Origin of the sequence: Streptacidiphilus sp. BW17, from assembly GCF_041262485.1 — a bacterium.
Taxonomy (GTDB): Bacteria; Actinomycetota; Actinomycetes; order Streptomycetales; family Streptomycetaceae; genus Streptacidiphilus.
Map to the genome: position 1 here is coordinate 1 of NZ_JBGCCR010000037.1, position 22,748 is coordinate 22,748.

Consider the following 22,748-nt stretch of genomic DNA (forward strand, 5'->3'; position numbering starts at 1 on the left):
GACCCGGGCATGGGCGTCATCCGCCACGTCGACGCCGGCTACGACCTCGCCGCCGACGTCGCCGACGAACGCCAGGTCCGCATCCCGATGCGCGAGGGTGAGTGACGGTCAGATGACGAAGGCGTACGAGGAGGAGATCGGCGACGCCGCGGACGGCTACCGCCGGATGTGGAACGAGCTCCTTCCGGTCGGTCGTTTCCAGAAGTCCGGCGGCTACCGCCGGCACGCCTGGACCAGCGCCGACGCGGAGTGCCGCGCGTGGTTCGAGGAGCAGGCCGGCAAGCGCGGCCTGACCTACGAGGTGGACCGCAACGGCAACCAGTGGGCCTGGTACGGGGATCCTGAGGGAGAGGGGGCCATCGTCACCGGCTCCCACCTGGACTCCGTTCCGGACGGCGGCGCGTACGACGGGCCGTTGGGCGTGGTCTCCTCGTTCGCCGCGCTCGACGCGCTGCTGGCGCGCGGCGTCCGGCCGACCAAGCCCATCGCGCTGACCAACTTCGTCGACGAGGAGGGCGCCCGGTTCGGCGTCGCCTGTGTCGGATCCCGGCTGACTGCAGGTGTGCTGACGCAGGGTCAGGCGTTTGAGCTGCGCGACGCCGACGGCGTCCGGCTGCCGGACGCCATGGCCGCAGCCGGGCAGGACCCGGCCGCGATCGGCAAGGACGAGGCGCGGCTGGCGCGCGTCGGCGCGTACGTCGAGCTCCACGTCGAGCAGGGCCGGCACCTGGCGGAGACACCGCACCCGGTCGGCGTCGCCTCGGCGATCTGGCCGCACGGCCGCTGGCGGTTCGACTTCCACGGCGAGGCCAACCACGCCGGGACCACGCGCCTCGAGGACCGGCGCGACCCGATGCTTACCTACGCCAACACCGTTCTGGCGGCCCGGAAGAAGGCTCGGCTGGCGGGTGCGCTGGCCACCTTCGGCAAGGTCAGCGTCGAGCCCAACGGCACCAACGCGATCGCCTCGCTGGTGCGCGCCTGGCTGGACTCGCGCGCCGCCGACGAGGCGACGCTGACCGCGCTGGTGGACGAGATCGGCGCGGCCGCCCGTGAGCGCGCCGAGCGCGACGGGGTGCGCGCGGAGGTCGTGCGCGAGTCATACACGCCGGTCGTGGACTTCGACGCGCCGCTGCGGGACCAGCTGGTCTCCGTCCTCGGTCCCGACACGCCGGTGCTGCCGACCGGCGCGGGGCACGACGCGGGAATCCTCTCCGCGGCCGTCCCGACTGCGATGCTGTTCGTACGGAACCCCACCGGCGTCTCGCACTCGCCCGCGGAAACGGCGGACGAGGCCGACTGCCTGGCCGGCGTCGCCGCGCTGGCCAAGGTCCTGGAGGCTATGTCATGCAGTTGAGTGAGGGTGCAGCGACCGTCTTCTGGGCCCCGCACGCCTGGCTGCGGCGCGAGGGCGCGTCGATGCCCGCCGTCGAGAAGGCGGTCCGCATCGACGTCGACGCCACCGGCCGGATCAGCGCGATCACCGCGGACAGCGGGCCCGCGCCCGCCGGCGCGACCGTCCTCACCGGCCTCGCCCTGCCCGGCCACGCCAACGCCCACTCGCACGCCTTCCACCGCGCGCTGCGCGGTGCGGTCCAGGTCGGCAGCGGCACCTTCTGGACCTGGCGCGACACCATGTACCGGGCGGCCGACGCGCTCGACCCGGACAACTACCTCGCGCTGGCGACAGCGGTCTACGCCGAGATGGCGCTGGCGGGCATCACCGCGGTCGGCGAGTTCCACTACGTCCACCACCAGCCGGGCGGCGCCCCCTACGCCGACCCGAACGCGATGGGCGAGGCGCTGATCGAGGCTGCGGCGCGGGCCGGGATCCGGATCACCTTGCTCGACGCCTGCTACCTCTCCAGCGGCTTCGGCGAGCCGCCGAACCGGCACCAGGAGCGGTTCAGCGACGGCACGGCGGAGGCCTGGGCCAACCGCGTCTCGCTGCTCAAGGAGCGCGACCACGCCAAGATCGGTGCCGCGATCCACTCGGTGCGCGCCGTGCCCGCAGCGGAGTTGGGCACGGTCGCCGCCTGGGCGAAGGAGCGGCGCGCGCCGTTGCACGTGCACCTCTCGGAGCAGGTCGCCGAGAACGAGGCCTGCCTGGCGCGGTTCGGCATGACGCCGACCCAGCTGCTGGCCCGCCACGGCGTCCTCGGCCCGCGGACCTCCGCGGTCCACGCGACCCACCTGACGGCGGACGACCAGCGGCTGCTGACGGACTCCTCCACGGTCGTCTGCATGTGCCCGACCACCGAACGCGATCTGGCCGACGGCATCGGCCCGGCACGGCAGTTGGCCAACGGCGGCTGCCCGGTCTCGCTCGGCTCCGACAGCCATGCGGTGATCGACCTCTTCGAGGAGGCGCGCGCGCTGGAGCTGAACGAGCGTCTGGCGACGCAGCAGCGCGGCCACTGGACGGCGGCAGCGCTGCTGCGCGCCGCGACGGAGGACGGCCACGCGTCGTTGGGCTGGACGGACGCGGGCCGCCTGGAGCGCGGGGCGCTGGCGGACTTCTGCACGGTGGCGCTGGACACGCCACGCACGGCGGGCCAGCCGCCGGAGCTGGGCGTGGAGACGGCGGTCTTCGCGGCGGGCCCGTCCGAGGTGCGGGACGTGGTCGTCGGCGGGCGCGTCGTGGTGCGCGGTGGTGTCCACACCACGGTTCCGGAGACGGGCCGCGCGTTGAACGACGCGATCGCTGCACTTCGCTAGGCGCGCGGGGAACTGCGCGGGCAACCACTCTGTGCGGATGGCCCTGATCGTTCGGTGTTCTACCTGCGTGGGTGGCTTTTCGCGCAGTTCCCCGCGCCCCTGGATAGTGCAACGACCTGCGGGAGCACACCGGCTGCTCTCCGGCCACGCGGCGGAGCCGCACATCAGCAGAGCCCCGCGCCCCTGGATAGTGCAACTTCCCGCCGCCTCAAGCTTTTCCCTCGACTAGGAGCGAGAACGTGACCACCCTGATCACCAACATCGGCAGCCTGCTCACCAACGATCCCGAGCTCGGCACGCTCACCGACGCCGCGGTGGTCGTCCACGACGGTCAGGTCGCGTGGGTCGGCGCCGCCGACTCCGCGCCGGACGCGGACGACCGGGTGGACGCCGAGGGGCGGGCCGTCATTCCCGGGTTCGTGGACTCGCACTCGCACCTCGTCTTCGGGGGTGACCGTACCGCCGAGTTCAACGCGCGGATGTCGGGGCAGGCGTACACCGCGGGTGGTATCCGGACGACCGTGGCCGCCACGCGTGCCGCCTCGGACGAGGCGCTCGACGCCAACCTGCGGCGGTTCGTCAAGGAGATGCAGCGGCAGGGCACCACCACCGTCGAGGTGAAGTCCGGCTACGGGCTGACCGTCGAGGACGAGGCGCGTGCGCTGCGGATCGCCGGTGCGCATACCGCCGAGACCACCTACCTGGGCGCGCACGTCGTCGCGCCCGAGTTCGCCGACGACCCGGCCGGATACGTGGACCTGGTGACCGGGCCGATGTTGGACGCCTGTGCGCCGCACGCCCGTTGGGTGGACGTGTTCTGTGAGCGCGGGGCGTTCGACGGCGACCAGGCGCGGGCGGTCCTGACTGCGGGAGCAGCCCGCGGGCTGCTCCCGCGTGTGCACGCGAACCAGCTGACCGAGGGGCCCGGCGTGCAGCTCGCCGTCGAGCTCGGCGCGGCCAGCGCCGACCACTGCACCCACCTGTCCGACGCGGACGTCAAGGCGCTGGCCGACGCCCGGGACACCACCGTGGCCACGCTGCTGCCGGGTGCGGAGTTCTCGACGCGCGCCGTCTACCCGGACGCGCGCCGTTTGATCGACGCGGGCGCGACCGTCGCGCTGTCGACCGACTGCAACCCCGGGTCGAGCTTCACCAGCTCCATGCCGTTCTGCATCGCCGTCGCGGTCCGCGACATGGGGATGACGCCGGACGAGGCCGTGGTCGCGGCGACCCTCGGCGGCGCCCGCGCGCTGCGGCGGACCGACATCGGGCACCTGGCGCCCGGTGCCCGTGCCGACCTGGTGCTGCTGGACGCTCCGTCGCACGTCCACCTCGCCTACCGTCCCGGTGTCCCGCTGGTCAGCGCGGTCTGGCAGGGGGGCGTGCGCGTGCTCTGACGCGCCCTTCGCTTCCGCTCGCGCACCTCGGCCTTCCCAGACGTTCACACCGTTCCCTGAGAAGGTCGCTGCACGAGGCTTCCCCCTGATGTGTGCCTGCCGTACCGTCGGCAAATCTGACGACTAGTCAGTAAGGTGCACGGTCCGGAGGAGGGCGAGCGTGAGCGGCAGCAGGAGGATCACCCGGGGGGCGGCGGCAGCGGGTCTGTTCGCCTTCGGCATGGCAGCGGCGGTGGCCACACCGGCACACGCCTCGACGGTCCCGGTCAACTACGTGTGTCAGTCGCCCATCGGGACCAAGTCGGCGACCTCGCAGGTCGACGTCGAGGCGACCGCGAGCGGGTCGAACTACAACGTCACGGTCACCTTCACCAACGGCGTGTCGTCCAGCCCGGTGGCGCTGGGCGCGGGTTCGATGGTGCCGAGCGTCACCGTGGACGTCGGCGGGGCCGACTCGGGCAGCTTTGTCGCGAAGGGCAGCGGCAACGCGCAGACGATCCCCGCCAACACCCCGATCAAGCTGGGCAGCATGACCGGGACCTACACCCCGCACCACAACGGCTCGGTGACGCTGACCCCGGGCAAGCTGGTCATCGCGGCCCTCGGCACCACCACGAACTGCACCGCCTCGGGAACGCCGGTCGCGCTGACGCTCAACGTGTCCAACGCGTCCGGCGGTTCCGGTTCCGGGGGCAGCAGCGGGGGCGGGTCCAGTTCGGGCTCCAGCTCCGGCGGCTCCGGGAGCTTGGGGAGCTCCGGCGGTTCGGGCGGATCGAGCTCCACCGGCGGGTCGAGCAGCGCCGGCGGCACCGGCAGCACCCTCCCGCAGACCGGTCCGGCGGACGACGCCGTGGCGTTCGGCCTGTTCGGCGGCACCGTTCTGCTCGTCGGCGTCTCCGGCGCGCTCTGGCTCACCCGGCGCAACCGTCCCGCGCGCCCAGGCGCCCGCATATGAGTGCCCAACCCAAGTTCTCCATCTGACGGTTCGTGAGTTCCAAGGGGTCCGGGGCCGACCACCCCGGGCTCCCGCAAGGGAGGCTGACCGATGCCGCAATCCCCGCTCGCCGTGCTGCCGCCATCGCGGCGGACCTTCAACGCGTCAGCCTTTGCCGCCCCCGTGGTGGTCCTGCTCACCGCAGTGGTGGCGTTCGGCGCGCTGCTGTTCGGCGGTGCGGGGGCGGCGTCGGCCGCAGACACCAGCAGTAACGAAGGTTGGGCCGTCTTCCCCACCCCGCCGCCCGGCGTGACCACGCCGGGCCCGGGGGACCGGCAGTACTTCTACCTCGAATCCGCGCCCGGCCGGACGCTGAGCGACCACGTCTCCGTGGCGAACCTCGGCACCCGGCCCATGACGTTCCAGCTCCATGGCGAGGGCCAGGGCATGACCGGCGTCGGCGCGTGGCTGATTCTGAGCGCCACCCGGCTGACCGTGCCGCCCAGGACCCGGGCCGACATCCCCTTCACCCTCTCGCTCCCCGTCACTGCCGAGCCCGGTGACCACCCGGGCGCGATCGTGGCGGTGGCAGCCACGCGTGGCACCACCGCCCAGCACGCCGTCGCAGCGCGCATCTACCTGCACGTGACCGGCGTCTCCGTGCCCGCGCTCGCCGTCACGTCCGTCACCGTCCAGCGCTCGGCACCGGCCTTTGCCGACTTCGGGGCCGACACGGCGGTGCTCCACTACACCCTCACCAACCAAGGGAACGTGACGCTCCACCCGCGCGTCGAGATCACCGAGTCCGGCTGGTTCGGTTCTGTCTATCAGGGCCCACTGACAGACACCGGTCTGGAACTGCTGCCGGGCCAGTCGGTGCAACTCACCCGGGCGTTGCCCGGTCCGCCGCTGGTCGACGACGTCTCGGTCGCGGTCAAGGCGACGGACGGCGCCACCGGCGCCTCCGCGAACGGCAACGGCGGCTATCTGGTGCTGCCCTTGCCGCAGGCGATGCTCCTGGTGCTGCTGCTCCTGGGCGGCGGGTCCTGGCTCTGGGTGCGCGCCAAGCGGCGACGGATCCACCGAGGCCCGGGCGACGCCTGGCGTCGCGTCCGCGAGGCGAGCCGGAAGCCGACGGGGGTGGCCGCATGACGCATCGTCATCTGCGCAGGACGGGACGGTTCGCCACCCTGCTGTGCGTGCTGCTGCTGGCGGCCGGTGGGGCGCTCGGCGGGGCGGTCGGACTGCCGGTCGCCGCCGCCCACGCAGACGGAAGCAGCGGCAGCAACCCGACGGCCACCGCCGTGCCCGCAGTGGCCAAGCCGGGTGTGACCATCACCGTCTCCGGCTCCGGCTGGCCCGCGTCCGCACTGCTCACCGTGCTGCTCTGCGGACAGGACGCCATCGCGGGCACCGACGACTGCGCCAATGCCACCGGACGTGCCGTCACCACCGGTGCCGACGGGCAGTTCAGCCAGCAGCTCGCGGTCGCGACGCCGCCCAAGCCCTGCCCCTGTGTGATCCACGTCAGCGCCGTCATGGGCAACCAGCAGAGCGTCAACACGCCGTTCGACGTGATGGGCGCGCCGACCGCGCCGATCCCGCAGAACGCGGCCGGGGCCGGACAACTCGTGATGCTGAGCGCCTCGTTGAGCGGCGGCAACGGACCGCTCAACTGGTTCGGTGCGCCGCCCGACCGCACCCTGCGGATGGTCGTCGCGGACATGGGCGGCAGCCCGATCACCAACCCCGAGTTCCAACTCGGCACCTGGCACTCGGTGCTGGCACCCGACTGGAGCGCCGCGCCCTGGCAGGGGACGCTGGAGCCGGGCAAACAGCAGGAGATCGACCTGCCGGTGCAGTTCGACTCCGGTGCGAGTGGCGAGTACTTCGTCGGCCTGAGTTACCAGGGCCGCACCCTGACCACCCAGCACGAGGACCTGCCCGTGGCGTGGGGCGTGGACGTCTTCTGGGTGCTGCTCTTCGTCGTGGTCGCGGTCGGTCTCTTCCGGCTCGGCCTTGCCGTGCTCGACAGGGTCCGGCCCGATGTCACCCAGCGCGCACGGGACCGGCGACGCTCCCACCTCGGCCGCCGCCGCGCGGGCGACCCACGCCGCGCCGCGCCGTCGGCGGACGTGAGCCCGTTCGTGATGCCTCCCGCGCCGCCCCACGTGCCAGTGCCGGTGCAGGCGCCGGTAGCGGTCGCGGCCGTCCAGCCGGGCGAGTTCGTCAATCCGGACGCGGAGACCGCCGTACTGCCGCCGACGCCTGCGGCTCCGACGGCTCCGACACTGGTGCCGCTGCCGCCCAGCTACGCCCCGACCGTGCCGCCCACCGCATCGCCGCAGCGAGAGCCCACCCTGCCCTGGTTCGCGCCGGGGACGGTGGCCACCTCCGCACCCAAGCCCGCACCACCCCAGGCCCGCACCCCTGGTCCGACCACCCCGAGCGGAAAGGACCACTGACACGTGAAGAGGATCCGGCTGGCCGGGGGCCTGATCATGGCCCTGGTCGGCGCTTCGCTGATCGCGGGCGCGCCCAGCGCCTCCGCGGCCGACGACAGTTTCGCCACCACCTGCAACCCACCCATCGGCGGCGCGGTGCACGGCACCACGGTCGTCGCCGTCTCCAGCTCCAACGCCAGCCCGAGTGTGGGCGACACGGTCACCATCACCTGGCACTTCGTCCAAGCCGCCTCGCAGAACCCCGGCTATGTCGACCTGGCTGCCAACTCCGTGCTGCCGACGGGCGATCTGACCGTCGGCGGCGCCCAGAGCAGCACGCTGGCGATGACCGGGACGCGGACCAACCCGCCGATCCCGAAGAACTCGCCGATGGTGCTCTCCGACATGACGGCGACGATCAAGCTCACCACAGCCGGGAGCGTGACCTTCACGCCGAAGGACTACAACGTCAACGTCATGTCGACGAACACCTCCTGCACGCCCGACTCCACGCCCAGCCCCGGCCTGACCCTTCAGGTGGGCTCCGGCGGCGGCACGAGCGGGGGAACGACGGGCGGCACCACGGGCGGCACGTCGGGCGGGAGCACCGGAGGCACGACCGGCGGCACGACGGGAGGCAGCACCGGCACGACCTCCGGCGGCACAACCTCCGGCGGTTCAACGACCGGCGGCAGCACGGGAGGCAGCACCGGCAGCTCGGCCGGAGGTACGACGACCGGCGGCACCGGAGGTGGCGGGAGCTCGTTCCCTGGCACCCCGGTGACCGTCGACTACGCCTGCACCACGCCGATCGGCAACGTCAGCGCCAAGCCCCAGATCACCATCAGCGCGGTGAAGTCCGGCAGCTCCTACAAGCTCACCGAGTCCTTCGCCTCCGGTGTCTCCTCCTCGCCGGTCGCGCTTCCGGCCGGCTCGATGACGCCCAGCACCACCGTCGACGTCGCGGGCGCGGACAGTGGCACGCTGACCCTGACCGGCCCCGCCAACTCCGCGTCCATCCCGGCCAACACCCCGATCAAGCCGAGTGACATGAGCGGTAGTTACGCTCCCGGGCACACCGGCCAGGTCACGTTCACCACGGGCGTGCTGACCATCAGGGCGCTGGGCACGACCACCACCTGCACCCCGAGTCCCAAGCCGTCGCCCTCGCTCACCCTCCAGGTCACCGCGGCCGGATCGAGCGGCATCACCGGCGGCAGCGGTTCCGGGGGGTCGAGCGGCTCCGGCGGGTCCAGCGGGTCCGCCACGACCGGCGGCAGCAGCGGCTCCGGCGGCAGCTCAAGCACCAGCGGCGGTCTGGCCGAGACCGGTGGCAGTAACGCCCCGTACCAGGCGCTCGGCCTGGTCGGCGGCACGATCCTGCTGCTCGGCGCGGCGGTCTTCGTGCTCACGCCGTGGCGTCGCCTGCGCAAGCAGCGCTGAGTGGTCCGGTCCGTACCGGCAACGCGGAAGGGTGGGCCCCCGACGGGGACCCACCCTTCCGACGTCAGTGCGTCAGTGCGTCAGCGCATCAGTGCACGTCGCCCATGAGGCCCCGGACCTTGCGGCGGTACAGGAACATCGCGACACCGGCGAGCGCGGCAGCCGCGCCCTGGATGGCGAAGGACGTGTCGCTGAGGAACGCGTTGCCGAGCAGCTGCTGCAGCACGGCGGCGACGCAGTCGCCCGCGGTGACCGCGAGGAACCAGATGCCCATCATCTGGCTGGCGTACTTCTTCGGCGCCAGCTTGGTGGTGACGGACAGGCCGACCGGGGAGAGCGTGAGCTCACCGACCGTCTGGACCAGGTAGACCATGGCCAGCCAGAGCGGGGTGACCAGGTGACCACCGGAGGCGGCGGCCTGCGCGATCATCATGACCACGAAGGAGGCGCCGATCAGCACCGAACCGATGCCGAACTTCACGGCCGTGCTCGGGTTCTTGCCACGGCGGTTCAGCCACACCCACAGCCAGGCGAAGACCGGGGCCAGCGCCATGATGTAGAGCGGGTTCAGCGACTGGAACCAGGTGCTCGGGAAGTCGAAGCCGAACAGCTTGCTCGCCGTGTTGTTGGTGGCGAAGAGGTTCAGCGTCGAGCCGGACTGGTCGTAGATCATCCAGAAGACCGCGGCGGCCACGAAGAACCAGATGTAGCCGGAGAGCTTGTTGCGCTCGTCGCCGGTCAGGTCCTTGTCCCGCCTGATGCGGGTGAAGACGATCACCGGGATGACCAGGCCGACCAGGGTCAGCGCCCAGATGAACCAGTTCACCGTCAGGTGGCCGCTGATGGCGACGGCGCCGAAGAAGGCGACGGCCAGGACCATCCAGAACGACGCCTTGCGCAGCAGCGAGTTGCGCTCGGCACGCGGCATGGGCGACGCGACGACCTTGCTCTGCTCGCTGAGGTGGCGACCGCCGACGATGTAGTTGATCAGGCCCAGGGCCATGCCGACACCGGCCAGGGCGAAGCCCAGGTGCCAGTTCACGTTCTGCCCCACGGTGCCGATCACCAGCGGCGCGGCGAAGGCGCCCAGGTTGATGCCCATGTAGAAGATCGTGAAGCCGCCGTCCCGGCGCGGGTCGTTCTTGTCCGGGTAGAGGTGGCCGACCATCGTCGAGATGTTGGCCTTGAGCAGGCCGGAACCGACGGCGATGAAGCCCAGGCCGATGAAGAAGGAGAACTCGGCGGGCACGGCCAGCAGGAAGTGGCCGATCATGATGATCGCGCCACCGATCATGACGGTCTTGCGAGCGCCCCAGAACCGGTCGGAGATCCAACCGCCGGGCAGGGCCAGCAGGTAGACCATGGCGTTGTAGATCGAGTAGATCGCCATGCCTGTCGCGGCGCCCAAGCCCAGGCCGCCCTTGGAATGGGGGGCGACCAGGTAGAGCACCAGCAACGCGCGCATGCCGTAGAAGCTGAAGCGCTCCCACATCTCGGTCATGAACAGCGTCGACAGGCCACGGGGGTGTCCGAAGAAGGTCTTCCGGCTGGGGGTCTCCCGAGCAACGGACAGGGCCTCTACGGCGACCTCGGCAGGTATCGGCGGCATTGCGTGGTTCCTTGCCATCTGTACAACAGGGATTCGGACCACTGTAGGTCAGCGTTTGACGGCCTTTGACAGCGATCACGCTGATTGATCGCTATGCCCGATTCCGGATTTCGGTCACGGCGTCTGCAAATCCATTGGTTTTTATCCAATTCACCTGGGATTCATCGAGTCCGACCCGCTTCTGGTTGCGGAATCAGCGATTCCGGGGCGAGGCGTGTTCGGTTCCCTGATGTGACGTGGTTCTCAGCACCCACCGCCGGGCTCCTCGGCGTGGTAGGGCTGCGGCCCCCTCAACGTCTCCTCTGTGCACGTACGTTGGGGTCGTTGTCGCAGTTCAGCGCACTTCGCCCAGGTAGTGGCGGATCTTGTGGCGGTTGAGCAGGACCGCGATGCCCGCCAGCACCGCCAGTGCCACCTCCGCCGCCACGTAGCCGCGGCTGTTCAGGTCCGCGCCCGCCGTGGTGGCCAGGGAGGTGGTGCAGTCCCCGGCGGTCACCGCCAGGAACCAGACGCCCATCATCTGGCTGCCGTACTTCTCCGGGGCCAGCTTGGTGGTGACCGAGAGCCCGACGGGGGAGAGACAGAGCTCGCCGACCGTCTGGATCAGGTAGACCACGCAGAGCCAGAGCGGCGTCACCTTGTTCCCGCCGCTCGCCGCGGCCAGTGCCCCCAGGAAGACGGCGAAGGACCCCCCGACCAGGAACAGGCCGAAGGAGAACTTGGTCGCCGTCTCCGGTTCCCGGTTCCGTGCCGCCAGCCACTGCCACATCCAGGCGAAGACGGGGGCCAGCGCCATGATGTAGAGGGGGTTGAGCGACTGGAACCAGCTGGACGGGAAGTGGACCCCGAGCAGGCTGTTGGCCGTGTTGTCGGCGGCGAAGATGTTGAGCGTCGAGCCACCCTGGTCGTAGATCATCCAGAAGACGGCCGCCGCCACGAAGAACCAGATGTAGCCGGTCATCTTGGAGTTCTCCGCGGGGGAGAGGTCCCGGTCGTGCTTGATCCGCCAGAGCATCCAGGCCGGGAAGACCAGGCCGATGACGGTGAGCGGGATGGTGACCCAGTTGATCGTGTAGTGGCCGGTGCCGCCGAGCACCGCGTAGAAGACGACGGCCAGGACCAGCCAGAACAGCCCCTTGCGCAGCACGCTCCGCTTCGCCTCGGTGCTGAGCGGGGTGGGCACCACGGAGCTGTTCGGGCTGAGGGTGCCCATGCCGATCAGGTAGATGACCAGGCCGATGCCCATCCCGATGCCGGCCAGGGCGAAGCCCAGGTGCCAGTTGACCCGCTGCCCGACGGTGCCGATCACCAGCGGCGCGGCGAAGGCGCCCAGGTTGATGCCCATGTAGAAGATCGTGAAGCCGCCGTCCCGGCGCGGGTCCTCCGGGCCGCTGTAGAGCTGTCCGACCATCGTCGAGATGTTGGCCTTGAGCAGGCCCGAGCCGACCGCGATGAAGACCAGCCCGCCGAAGAACGACGCGGTGGCGGGCAGCGCCAGCAGGAAGTGCCCGATCATGATCACGCCGCCGGCCACGGCCACCGTCTTCTTCGGCCCCCAGAGTCGGTCGGCGACCCAGCCTCCGGGCAGCGTCAGCAGGTAGACCATCGAGACGTAGACGCTGTAGATCGCGGTCGCGGTGCTCTTGGAGAAGCCCAGGCCGCCGTCGCTGTGCGGGGCGACCAGGTAGAGCACCAGCAGCGCGCGCATGCCGTAGTAGCTGAACCGCTCCCACATCTCGGTGGTGAAGAGCGTCGCCAGCCCCCAGGGCTGGCCGAAGAAGCTCCGGTGTGCGTGCCGGTCCGTCGGTGGCGCCAGGTCCTGAACCATGCGCTGCGTCGCCTCTCCCCAGGAGCCGGTGGCGTGTGGCCGTTGGCCCGGTGGCATTCATCCGGCATTGATCACTTTTGGATCGCTTTTGTCGACGGTAGGCCAGCGACCCCGGACCGGCCCTGAAATGCGGCGTACGGTCCTCCGTTCGATGGAAGCGGGACGGGGCCGCTCGGCGGACTACGATCGAGCCATGACGCGTGTACTGCTCGCCGAGGACGACATTGCCATCTCCGAGCCGCTCGCCCGCGCCCTGCGTCGCGAGGGCTACGAGGTGATCGTCCGTGAGGACGGCCCCTCGGCGCTGGAGACCGCGGGCACCGGCGGCGCGGTCGACCTGCTCGTGCTCGACCTCGGCCTGCCCGGCATGGACGGTCTCGAGGTCGCCCGTCGGCTCCGCGCCGACGGCCATGCCTTCCCGGTCCTGGTGCTGACCGCCCGCGCCGACGAGGTGGACACCGTCGTCGGCCTGGACGCCGGTGCGGACGACTACGTCACCAAGCCGTTCCGCCTCGCCGAACTCCTGGCCCGCGTACGGGCGTTGCTGCGCCGTGGCACCGCCGACATGAGCACCGGCGCGCACGGCGTCAAGATCGACGTCGACTCGCACCGCGCCTGGCTGGGCGAGGAGGAGATGCAGCTCTCCGCAAAGGAGTTCGAGCTGCTCCGCGTCCTGGTCCGGGACGCGGGCCGGGTCGTGACGCGTGAGCAGATCATGCGCGAGGTCTGGGACACCACCTGGTGGACCTCGACCAAGACGCTCGACATGCACATCTCCTGGCTGCGCAAGAAGCTGGGCGACGACGCGGCCAGCCCCCGCTACATCACCACCGTGCGCGGCGTCGGCTTCCGCTTCGAAAAGGGCTAGGCGGGACCCCGTACGTGAAGCGCAGGTTGCTCAACTCCATCCTCGCCGTGGTGCTCGTGACGGTGGCCCTGTTCAGCGTGCCGCTGGCGCTGGTCGAGAAGCGCAGTATCGAGGGCTCGGCGCAGGACGCGGTGCGCACCGAGGCGCTGCACATGGTCGGCGTGGTGGAGAACCGGTACGTCGCCAAGGAGCCGATCGACGCGGCTTCGCTCACGGGCCTCAACGACCAGGGCTCGGGCCGCTACGCCGTGGTTCAGCTCGTCGACGGCCGCACCATCACGCTGGGCAGGCCCCCGGCCGGCGACGACCCGGTCACGGCGACGGAGAAGGGCCCGCACGGCGAGTCCGTGGTGGTGCAGGAGGCACGCGGCCCGGTCGACACGTCGATCCTGCGGATGCTGCTGCTCCTGGTCGGTGTCGCGGTGCTGACCATCGCCGCGGCGATGGCGTTGGCGCTGTGGCAGTCCAGGCGGATCACCCGCCCGCTGCTCGACCTGGCGGAGACGGCGGAACGCCTCGGCTCCGGAGACCCGCGCCCCCGGCAGCGGCGCTACGGCCTGCCCGAGCTCGACCGCGTCGGCGAGGTCCTCGACCGCAGCGCGGACCGGATCGGCCGGATGCTGACGGCGGAGCGCCGCCTCGCCGCTGACGCCTCCCACCAGCTGCGCACGCCGCTGACCGCGCTCTCGATGCGGCTGGAGGAGATCATCGAGACGGACGACCTCGACACGGTCAAGGAGGAGGCCGCGATCGCCCTGGTCCAGGTCGAGCGGCTGACGGACGTCGTGCAGCGGCTGCTCACCAACAGCCGGGAGTCGCGCAACACGTCGGCGGTCGCCTTCGACGTGGACGAGGTCATCAAGCAACAGGCCGAGGAGTGGCGCCCGGCGCTGCGCCGCTACGGCCGCAAGCTGTACCTGGAGGGCCCGCCCGGCCTCTGGGCCGTCGGCACGCCGGGCGCGGTCGCCCAGGTGATCGCGGCGTTGATCGAGAACACGCTGATGCACGGCGACGGCTCGGTCACCCTGCGCACGCGTGTGCGCGACACGAAGGTCGTCATCGAGTGCCAGGACGAGGGCGCGGGCGTCCCCGACGAGCTGGGCGCACGCGTCTTCGAACGCGCGGTCAGCGGCCACAACTCCACCGGCATCGGCTTGGCGGTCGCCCGCGACCTCGCCGAGGCCGACGGCGGACGTCTGGAGCTGCTCTCGCAGCGACCGCCGGTCTTCGCCCTCTTCCTGGCCCGGCACGAAGAAGAGGCCTAGGCGACACCCAGGGGCGCGGGGAACTGCGCGACAAGCCACCCACAACAGATGGTCCTCAACGGTCAGGGCCATCCGCACAGGGGGGTTTCTCGCGCAGTTCCCCGCGCCCCTCGTCGTGCAACTACCTGCGGGAGCGAAGTGCTCGCCTCTTGGCGCGGAGCGTTCAGCGGCTGCGGTAGACGGGCTGGCGCTTGACCTGCTCCGCGGCGAGGATCTGCTCGGCGGCCTCGACCGCCTCCTCCGCCTGCTGGACGGTCTTGAAGACGAACGTGCGGTAGGCCCAGAACCGGAACACCGTGGCCACGCCGATGCCCACGATGCTGCAGATCATGTTCTCCAGCTTGGTGTGGAAGCCGAAGCCGTAGACCAATGCGTAGAGGACGACGTTCTGGACCACCAGGCCGACGCCGCTGAAGATCAGGAAGAGGGTGATCTCGCGGGACCGCGTCTTGTTGTCCGCGTCCCGGTAGACCCAGTACCGGTAGCCGACGTAGTTGGTCGCGATGGCGATCAGCGTCGCGACCACGTTCGCGCGGACGGTCTGCATGAAGTCCAGCAGGATCGAGAAGGCGATCAGCTGGATGACGACGCCCGATATCCCGACGATGCCGAACTTCGCCGCTTCGCCGGCCACGCGGCGCAGCGCGCTGGACGTACGTCCGCCACTGACAGGGGATGCGGTCATGTCTCGGGGTCCGTCTCTACTCGGCGCCCTCGGATTACGGCGCGGCTACCGCACACGACGATAGTCCGGTCTCCGGTGTGACAAATACTTCTCCTGTTAAATCCTCACGGAACTCTGCCTTGACCGCACCTCCTGGGGCGGGTTCAGCCCGGCCCGGACGAGGGTCGTGAGCAGCCACAACCCTGGGGGACAAGCCCACGGGCCTGGCCCGATATCCTTGGCCATGTGACTTTTCCCGTGGTGGGCATGATCGGTGGCGGGCAGCTGGCCCGGATGGCACACGACGCGGCGATCCCGCTGGGCGTGCGCTTCAGGTTGTTGGCGGACACCCCGCAGGACTCCGCGGCGCTCGTCGTGGGTGACGTCGTCCTCGGTGACTACCGGGACCTGGACACGCTGCGTCGCTTCACCGAGGGCTGCGACGTGATCACGTTCGACCACGAGCACGTGCCGACCGAGCACCTGCGCACCCTCCAGGCCGAGGGCTTCGCGGTCCGGCCGGGCCCGGACGCGCTGGTGTACGCGCAGGACAAGGGCCTGATGCGGGCCAAGCTGGACGGCCTCGGCGTCCCCTGCCCCCGGCACCGCCTCGTCGGCGACCCAGCGGACGTGACCGCCTTCGCGAACGAGGGTGAGGGTTATCCGGTCGTCCTGAAGACCACCCGTGGGGGGTACGACGGCAAGGGCGTCTGGGTTGTCGCCGACGAGACCGAGGCCGCCGAGCCGTTCCGTGCGGGCGTGCCCGTGCTCGCAGAGGAGAAGGTCGACTTCGTCCGCGAGCTCGCCGCCGACGTGGTCCGTTCGCCGCACGGGCAGGCCGTGGCGTACCCGGTCGTCGAGTCCGTGCAGAAGAACGGCATCTGCCACGAGGTCGTCGCGCCCGCCCCGAACCTCTCTGCGGACCTGGCCGCCGAGGCCCAGGCGCTCGCGCTGCGGATCGCGGGTGAGCTGGACATCACCGGCCACCTCGCCGTCGAGCTCTTCGAGACGCGCGACGGTCGCGTCCTCGTCAACGAGCTGGCCATGCGTCCGCACAACTCCGGCCACTGGTCCATCGACGGCGCGGTCACCTCGCAGTTCGAGAACCACGTCCGCGCCGTGCTCGACCTGCCGCTCGGCGACCCGCGTCCGCGTCAGCCGTGGACCGTCATGGTCAACGTGCTCGGCGGCGACTACCCGGACATGTACAGCGCGTACCTGCACTGCATGGCGCGCGACCCCGGGCTCCGCATCCACATGTACGGCAAGGATGTGAAGCCCGGCCGTAAGGTGGGCCACGTCACAGTCTTCGGCGACGACCTGGACGACGTCCGGGAGCGTGCCCGGCACGCCGCCGCCTACCTTCGAGGGGACATCACGGAATGACCGAGCAGATGACCGAGCAGCCGGTTGTCGGCATTGTGATGGGTTCGGACTCCGACTGGCCGGTCATGGAGGCCGCCGCCCAGGCACTGGAGGAGTTCGAGATCCGCTACGAGGTGGACGTCGTCTCCGCGCACCGGATGCCGCGCGAGATGGTCGCCTACGGCGAGGTCGCCGCCGGTCGCGGGCTGAAGGCGATCATCGCGGGCGCGGGCGGCGCGGCACATCTGCCGGGCATGCTCGCCTCCGTCACCACGCTGCCGGTCATCGGTGTCCCGGTGCCGCTGAAGTACCTGGACGGCATGGACTCGCTGCTCTCCATCGTGCAGATGCCCGCGGGCGTCCCGGTGGCCACCGTCTCCGTCGGCGGCGCGCGCAACGCGGGCCTGCTCGCGGTGCGGATGCTGGCCGCGTTCGACCCGGACCTGGCCCGGCGGATGGCCGAGTTCCAGCAGGAGCTCAACGAGCAGGCCACCGAGAAGGGCCGCAAGCTGCGGGCCAAGGTCGCCGGCGCCGCCAGCTTCGGCTTCGGGGGCTGACCACCGTGGCGGACGCGGAACTGCTGCAGCAGGCACGGGAACTGCTCGCCGAGTACCCGGTGGTCGACGGTCACAACGACCTGCCGTGGAAGCTGCGCGAGCAGGTCCACTACGACCTGACGCAGCGTGACATCGCCACCGACCAGCGTGCGCACCTGCACACCGACCTCGCCCGGCTGCGGGCGGGCGGCGTGGGCGCGCAGTTCTGGTCGGTCTACGTCCGCAGCGACTACGCGGGCGACAAGGCGGTCAGTGCGACGCTGGAGCAGATCGACTGCGTCCGCGCGCTGGTCGCCCGCTATCCGGACGAGCTGGAACTGGCCTTCTCCGCGGACGACATGGAGCAGGCTCGGGCGCACGGCCGACTTGCCTCGCTGATGGGCGCGGAGGGCGGCCACTCGATCGACGAGTCGCTGGCGACGCTGCGCGCGCTGTACCAGCTGGGCGTGCGGTACATGACGCTCACCCACAACGACAACCTCTCGTGGGCGGACTCGGCCACCGACGAGCCGAAGGCCGGCGGCCTGACCCGCTTCGGCGAGGAGGTCGTCCGGGAGATGAACCGCCTCGGCATGCTGGTCGACCTCTCGCACGTCTCCGCCGACACGATGCGCGCCGCCCTGCGGGTGACCCGGGCGCCGGTGCTCTTCTCGCACTCCTCGTCGCGCGCTGTCTGCGACCACGTGCGGAACATCCCGGACGACGTGCTGGCCCAACTGCCGGGCAACGGCGGTGTGGCGATGGCGACGTTCGTGCCCAAGTTCGTCCTCCCGGCGGCGGTGGCCTGGACGAAGGCGGCCGACGCGAACATGGTCGCGCACGGCTTCCACCACCTCGACCTGTCCCCGGCGGGGCTTGCGGTCCAGGCCGCGTTCGAGGCGGCGAACCCGCGCCCGGTGGCCACGGAGGCGACGGTGGCCGACCACCTGGACCACATGCGCGAGGTCGCGGGCGTGGACCACATCGGCCTCGGCGGCGACTACGACGGCACGGCGTTCACGCCCAAGGGCCTGGAGGACGTGTCGGGTTACCCGAACCTGATCGCAGAGCTGATGCGACGCGGGTGGTCGCGCGACGACCTCGCCAAGCTGACGTGGAAGAACGCGGTCCGCGTCCTCCGCGACGCGGAGCGCGTCGCCCACGAGCTGCGGGACGTCGCACCTTCGATCTCGACGATCGGTCAACTCGACGGTCAGTAGTCGCACTGTCAGGGGCGCGGGGAACTGCGCGAGACACCACTGATGAGCGGATGGCCCTGTTCGTCGGGGCTCTACCTGCGCGGGTGGCCTTTCGCGCAGCTCCCCGCGCCCCTGGACGTTTGCAACGACCTCGTGCGCTCTCTGGCATATGCGTCTGGTCTGATCTGAGCAGGCGACAGGTAAGAGTTAACATGCAACCTGACCAACGCTGGTGACAGGGGAAACGCATGCCTAACGACGTCGACGTCCTCTTCGTGGGTGGCCCCGTGCTCACCATGGACTCCGCGCGGACGCGAGCCAGCGCTGTCGCCGTACGTGGTGAGCGGATCCTCGCGGTGGGGCAGGACGACCTGCGTGAACTCGCCGGGCCCGGGACCGAGATCGTGGACCTGCGCGGACGCGCCCTGTTGCCCGGGTTCCAGGACGCGCATATCCACGCCGTGTACGGGGGCGTCGAGATGGGGGAGTGCGACCTCTCCGGCGCGACCGATCTCGGTGAGTACACCCGCCGCATCGCCGCGTACGCCACCGCGTTTCCGGAGCGGCCGTGGATCACCGGCGCGGGCTGGGCGATGGAGGCCTTCGAGGGCGGACTGCCGAGCCGCGCGCAGCTCGACGCGGTCGTGCCGGACCGGCCGGTCTTCCTGCTGAACCGCGACCACCACGGCGCCTGGGCCAACACCCGTGCCCTGGAGCTCGCCGGGCTGACCGCGGAGACGCCCGACCCCGCCGACGGCCGGATCGAGCGCGAGGCGGACGGCACGCCCGCCGGCATGCTGCAGGAGGGCGCGACCGCCCTGGTCGCCCGGGTCATTCCCAAGGCGAGCGTCGAGGACCGGGTCAAGGGTCTGCTGCGTGCGCAGGCGTACCTGCACTCGCTCGGGATCACCGCCTGGCAGGACGCCATCCTCGGCGTCTTCAACGGCCAGCCGGACGTCTCCGACGCGTACCTCGCCGCCGCCAACGACGGGCAGTTGACCGCGCGGGTCAACGGCGCGCTGTGGTGGGACCGGGAGCGCGGCGCGGACCAGATCCCCGAGCTGGTCGCACGACGCGACAAGCTGACGGCCGGGCGGTTCCGGGCGGGCTCGGTCAAGGTGATGCAGGACGGGATCGCGGAGAACTTCACCGCCGCGATGACCGTCCCGTACAAGGACGCCTGCGGCTGCACCACCGACAACTCCGGCCTGAGTTTTGTGGATCCGGTCGCGCTGCGGTCGTACGTCACCGAGCTGGACGCGCTCGGGTTCCAGGTGCACTTCCACGCGCTGGGCGACCGTGCCGTGCGCGAGGCGCTGGACGCGGTCGAGGCCGCGCTGCACGCCAACGGACGCGGCAACAACCGGCACCACCTGGCGCATCTGCAGGTGGTCCACCCCGACGACGTCCCGCGCTTCGCGAAGCTGGGCGCGATCGCCAACCTGCAGCCGCTCTGGGCCGCGCACGAGCCGCAGCTGGACGCGCTCTGCATCCCGTTCCTGGGCGGGGAGTCGGCCGACTGGCAGTACCCGTTCGGCGATCTGGTGCGCGCGGGCGCGACGTTGGCGGCGGGCAGCGACTGGCCGGTGAGCACGCCCAACCCGTGGGAGGGCATCCACGTCGCGGTCAACCGGGTCAACCACGGCGACGACCGGGAGGTCTTCCTCCCCGAGCAGCGGATCGACCTCACCACCATGCTGGCCGCGTACACGGCTGGCAGCGCCCACGTGAACCACCTCGACGAGACCGGTGTGATCCGTCCGGGCGCTTTGGCCGACCTGGTCGTGGTCGACCGCGACCCGTACGCGGGCCCCGCCGACGAGATCGGTGCGACGACGGTCGAGCAGACCTTCGTCGGCGGCGAGCGGGTCTTCCGCCGGAGCTGACAATACGTCAGTTCACGGCGTTCGGATGGAGTCGCGCCGACACGTCCTCGTGGGCGAGCCGGCGCAGTGCCAGCAGCACCGGCTCGTAGAGCACGGTGTAGGCGATCGTCGCCTCGATCGCCTCCTCCACCTGCGGGATCTCCTCGATCACCTGGTACTCGGCCTCCGCGATCGGGCGCAGGGCCTCGCCGTAGCGCTGGAGGAACGCGACGTCCGCGCGGTAACCGAGGTCGCGCAGGGTGGTCAGGGCGCGGGTGAGGGTGTCCAGGGCGGGGGCGAACTCCGTGATCTGCCAGCCGAGTTCGTCCCGCAGCAGGGCCAGGACCTCGGTGCGCAGGGCGGTCCACCGCGCGTGAGCCGCCGCGTCCGACTCCGCTTCCGGCGGGGTGACCTGCGGGGGCAGCAGGTACTGGGCGATGCCGAGCCGCTCGTGACGGCCGAACGCCGGGTCCTCGGCGACGGCGAGGACGTCGCGGGCCTGGGTCACCGACATCCCGCCGACCGACAGCATCGCCCGGATCAGCCGGAGTCGCCGCAGATGGTCGTCGTCGTACTCGGCCTTCCGCGCGCTGACGGGGGTGCCCGCGGGGAGCAGGCCTTCGCGCAGGTAGTACTTGATGCTGGCCGTGGAGACCCCGCTGCGCTCGCTCAACTCCGACAGCTGCACCTGGACTTGCTCCGATCTGACATCTCGACAGACGTCGTGGATAGTGCGACTATCCATGCATGGACGGATTCAATCTCGTCAACGGTATACGTCTGCTGGCCCGCTCCGAATGGACCAGAGTAGGGCCCCGCACCCCCGAGCAAGCGCGCGAGCACCGACGCGGTCCGCTGCGCGGGCGGTACCTGGCCGAGAACGACGAGCCGGTCGCGATGATGCTGATCGGCCTGCGGGTCAACCGCTGGTTCTCGGTGCGCCACTGGGTTCCGGTGCTGATGGCCATGCCGCGGATGCTGCGCGAGCTCTCCGCCGACCCAGAGGGCGGACTGCTCGGCTACCGCCTGCTCCTGGGCCCGGGGCCGGGCCAGGTCATGGTGATCCAGTACTGGCGCCGGGCCGGCGACATCCGCGCCTTCGCACACGACCCGCAGCGCTCCCACCGACCGGCCGAAACCGCATTCTGGAAGCGGTACTTCGCGGGCAGGGGCGCGGTCGGCATCTGGCACGAGATGCTCTCCGTCCGGGCGGGCGGCTACCAGTGCCTCTACGGCGACATGCCGCCGACGGGCCTGGGCGCGATCATGGGCCTCCAACCCGCGATCTCCCGCGAGGGCGGCCACGGCTACGACCGGGGTGAGGACCCGGTCTTCACCGCGACCACCAGGGCCGAGGCGGACACCGCGGTCGAGGCGCTGATCAGCCGTCGGGACGCGGGATCCCGATAGCGGGCAGCTGTCCCTGGCACAGTCACGCCAGCCACCCGTTGGCGGTGGCGTGCACGCCTGCCTGGAAGCGGCTGTCGGCCTGGAGGCGCTGCATCAGCGTGGCGATCACCCGGCTGATCGAACGGGTCGAGACGCCGACCTGGCGTGCGATCACCTCGTCCTTCTTGCCCGCCGCCATCATCCGCAGCACGGCGCGCTCCATGTCGGTCGGGCCCGCGTCCGCCGTCGCCGCCGCGGGGTCGGCGACATCGCTCGCCTGCTCCCAATGCTGCTCGAACAGCTCCGTGAGCAGCTGCAGGACCGCCGGGTCGCGGATCACCACGCCGTGGCCCGGCGCGCCGCCGGGGCCGAGGGGCAGCACCGCGGTCGTGCCGTCGAAGACCAACATGCACGCGGGCAGCATGGTCAGGCTCTTCACCTGGGCACCGGCGGTGGAGATCGCCCGGAGGTACTTGGTGCCCAGGTTGCCCGGTCCGGTGCGCTGCATCAGGGTCCGCACCCGCACGCGGCCGGCCAGCATCGCGAGGTCGAGCTGCATCTCCGGCAGCAACTCCCGATCGGCGTGATCGCTGATCCGGACCATGGCGTCCACGGTGGAGCGGCAGCCGAGGGTCAGTTCCTCGATGACCGCCCGCAGTTCCTCCTGGCCCTCGACGCTCTCGACGCCGCGGTTGACCGGCCGATGCCTGAGGGCGTCCAGGTAGTCGCCGGTCAGCGCGTCCAGACGGGCCCGGGTGCTGGCCATCGCCGTGCGCTGTTCGAGCAGGGCCCGCTCGGCTTCGGAGAGCAGCAGCTCGGATGCCGTCTCCGGGTGGACCGCGACCCACAGGCCGTTCGGCGCCGGGCGCAGCAGGTTCAGCGTCTCCAGTTGGCGCTGCGCGCGCCGCACCTCGTCGAGCGGGATGCCCAGCATGGCGCAGAGCTGCTCTTCGGTGGCGCTGGGCTGGGCGACATGAGCCCGATAGACGGTGACGGACGTCGGATCCAGGTGCGGGAGTTTCAGCACTTCTCGTCTCCGGTGGCCAAGGGATGTCAGGCGAGGACGCGCCTGTTGACCGTCTCAGCATGAGAGCAGCCGTTCCCGGTCCCCTCCCGATTCGGTACCCCCTGGACACCAGGTTCCGTAGTATCCGTGCCAGCGGCCCGACCTGGGCTTATGCACGGCAATGAGGGAATGCGTATGCGGGTCGATCCCCAGCAACG

The 22,748-nt window shown here is 70.8% G+C and carries 19 protein-coding genes; 14 read left to right on the plus strand and 5 right to left on the minus strand.

Going from position 1 to position 22,748, the window contains the following annotated elements:
* Window positions 1–112: 112 nt before the first annotated feature.
* The 7 genes from ABH940_RS31390 to ABH940_RS31420 all read left to right on the plus strand — a co-directional run bounded on the left by ABH940_RS31390 (window position 113) and on the right by ABH940_RS31420 (window position 8,936).
* Window positions 113–1,357 carry an allantoate amidohydrolase gene (locus tag ABH940_RS31390; protein WP_370106825.1) on the plus strand — a complete coding sequence of 415 codons (1,245 nt, stop codon included), beginning with the start codon at window positions 113–115 and terminating at the stop codon, window positions 1,355–1,357.
* Window positions 1,348–2,718 (plus strand): formimidoylglutamate deiminase, encoded by a 1,371-nt coding sequence (locus tag ABH940_RS31395; RefSeq protein ID WP_370072080.1) that lies wholly within the window; start codon window positions 1,348–1,350, stop codon window positions 2,716–2,718. Before ABH940_RS31390 ends, ABH940_RS31395 begins: the two co-directional genes overlap by 10 nt.
* Before the next feature lie 239 nt (window positions 2,719–2,957).
* Entirely contained in the window at window positions 2,958–4,115 is a 1,158-nt protein-coding gene (gene hutI, locus ABH940_RS31400) for an imidazolonepropionase (RefSeq protein ID WP_370072081.1), read from the plus strand.
* A gap of 160 nt (window positions 4,116–4,275) precedes the next feature.
* Window positions 4,276–5,070, plus strand: a complete 795-nt coding sequence (locus tag ABH940_RS31405) for an LPXTG cell wall anchor domain-containing protein (protein WP_370072082.1) — start codon at window positions 4,276–4,278, stop codon at window positions 5,068–5,070.
* A 90-nt stretch (window positions 5,071–5,160) separates the two neighbouring features.
* Complete coding sequence (locus ABH940_RS31410) at window positions 5,161–6,201, plus strand: hypothetical protein (protein ID WP_370106826.1); 1,041 nt, start codon at window positions 5,161–5,163, stop codon at window positions 6,199–6,201.
* Complete coding sequence (locus ABH940_RS31415; protein ID WP_370106827.1) at window positions 6,198–7,514, plus strand: neocarzinostatin apoprotein domain-containing protein; 1,317 nt, start codon at window positions 6,198–6,200, stop codon at window positions 7,512–7,514. The genes ABH940_RS31410 and ABH940_RS31415 overlap by 4 nt, the downstream gene beginning before the upstream one ends.
* A gap of 3 nt (window positions 7,515–7,517) precedes the next feature.
* Window positions 7,518–8,936: a hypothetical protein gene (locus ABH940_RS31420; RefSeq protein WP_370106828.1), complete on the plus strand. Its 1,419-nt coding sequence runs from the start codon at window positions 7,518–7,520 to the stop codon at window positions 8,934–8,936.
* 88 nt (window positions 8,937–9,024) lie between these two features.
* On the opposite strand, the gene ABH940_RS31425 is transcribed toward ABH940_RS31420, so the two are convergent.
* Both ABH940_RS31425 and ABH940_RS31430 read right to left on the minus strand, forming a co-directional pair.
* Window positions 9,025–10,545, minus strand: coding sequence for a peptide MFS transporter (locus ABH940_RS31425; protein ID WP_370072087.1), 1,521 nt, complete (start codon window positions 10,543–10,545; stop codon window positions 9,025–9,027).
* Between the two features lie 334 nt (window positions 10,546–10,879).
* Complete coding sequence (locus tag ABH940_RS31430) at window positions 10,880–12,373, minus strand: peptide MFS transporter (protein WP_370072088.1); 1,494 nt, start codon at window positions 12,371–12,373, stop codon at window positions 10,880–10,882.
* A gap of 193 nt (window positions 12,374–12,566) precedes the next feature.
* Here ABH940_RS31430 and ABH940_RS31435 point away from each other — a divergent pair, with 193 nt between their 5' ends.
* On the plus strand, window positions 12,567–13,241 hold the full coding sequence (locus ABH940_RS31435; RefSeq protein WP_196198261.1) for a response regulator transcription factor: 675 nt from the start codon (window positions 12,567–12,569) through the stop codon (window positions 13,239–13,241).
* 14 nt (window positions 13,242–13,255) lie between these two features.
* Window positions 13,256–14,506 carry an ATP-binding protein gene (locus ABH940_RS31440; protein WP_370072089.1) on the plus strand — a complete coding sequence of 417 codons (1,251 nt, stop codon included), beginning with the start codon at window positions 13,256–13,258 and terminating at the stop codon, window positions 14,504–14,506.
* A gap of 163 nt (window positions 14,507–14,669) precedes the next feature.
* Here the strand turns inward: ABH940_RS31440 and ABH940_RS31445 are convergent, their stop codons facing one another.
* Complete coding sequence (locus ABH940_RS31445) at window positions 14,670–15,191, minus strand: GtrA family protein (protein WP_370072090.1); 522 nt, start codon at window positions 15,189–15,191, stop codon at window positions 14,670–14,672.
* 225 nt (window positions 15,192–15,416) lie between these two features.
* On the opposite strand from ABH940_RS31445, the gene ABH940_RS31450 reads away from it, so the two are divergent.
* The 4 genes from ABH940_RS31450 to ABH940_RS31465 all read left to right on the plus strand — a co-directional run bounded on the left by ABH940_RS31450 (window position 15,417) and on the right by ABH940_RS31465 (window position 20,156).
* Window positions 15,417–16,556 carry a 5-(carboxyamino)imidazole ribonucleotide synthase gene (locus ABH940_RS31450; protein ID WP_370106829.1) on the plus strand — a complete coding sequence of 380 codons (1,140 nt, stop codon included), beginning with the start codon at window positions 15,417–15,419 and terminating at the stop codon, window positions 16,554–16,556.
* Window positions 16,553–17,092 carry a 5-(carboxyamino)imidazole ribonucleotide mutase gene (purE, locus tag ABH940_RS31455; protein ID WP_370106830.1) on the plus strand — a complete coding sequence of 180 codons (540 nt, stop codon included), beginning with the start codon at window positions 16,553–16,555 and terminating at the stop codon, window positions 17,090–17,092. Before ABH940_RS31450 ends, purE begins: the two co-directional genes overlap by 4 nt.
* Window positions 17,093–17,097: 5 nt before the next feature.
* Window positions 17,098–18,291, plus strand: coding sequence for a dipeptidase (locus ABH940_RS31460; RefSeq protein ID WP_370072094.1), 1,194 nt, complete (start codon window positions 17,098–17,100; stop codon window positions 18,289–18,291).
* A 227-nt stretch (window positions 18,292–18,518) separates the two neighbouring features.
* The gene (locus ABH940_RS31465; protein WP_370106831.1) at window positions 18,519–20,156 is read left to right on the plus strand and encodes an amidohydrolase; all 1,638 of its coding nucleotides are present in this window, start codon (window positions 18,519–18,521) and stop codon (window positions 20,154–20,156) included.
* Window positions 20,157–20,163: 7 nt separating this feature from the next.
* Here the strand turns inward: ABH940_RS31465 and ABH940_RS31470 are convergent, their stop codons facing one another.
* Window positions 20,164–20,808 carry a MerR family transcriptional regulator gene (locus ABH940_RS31470; protein ID WP_370106832.1) on the minus strand — a complete coding sequence of 215 codons (645 nt, stop codon included), beginning with the start codon at window positions 20,806–20,808 and terminating at the stop codon, window positions 20,164–20,166.
* Window positions 20,809–20,882: 74 nt separating this feature from the next.
* On the opposite strand from ABH940_RS31470, the gene ABH940_RS31475 reads away from it, so the two are divergent.
* Complete coding sequence (locus ABH940_RS31475; protein ID WP_370072097.1) at window positions 20,883–21,545, plus strand: monooxygenase family protein; 663 nt, start codon at window positions 20,883–20,885, stop codon at window positions 21,543–21,545.
* A 22-nt stretch (window positions 21,546–21,567) separates the two neighbouring features.
* On the opposite strand, the gene ABH940_RS31480 is transcribed toward ABH940_RS31475, so the two are convergent.
* A complete protein-coding gene (locus tag ABH940_RS31480) occupies window positions 21,568–22,551 on the minus strand; it encodes a LuxR C-terminal-related transcriptional regulator (protein WP_370072098.1) in 984 nt (327 codons plus the stop codon).
* Window positions 22,552–22,748 lie beyond the last annotated feature (197 nt).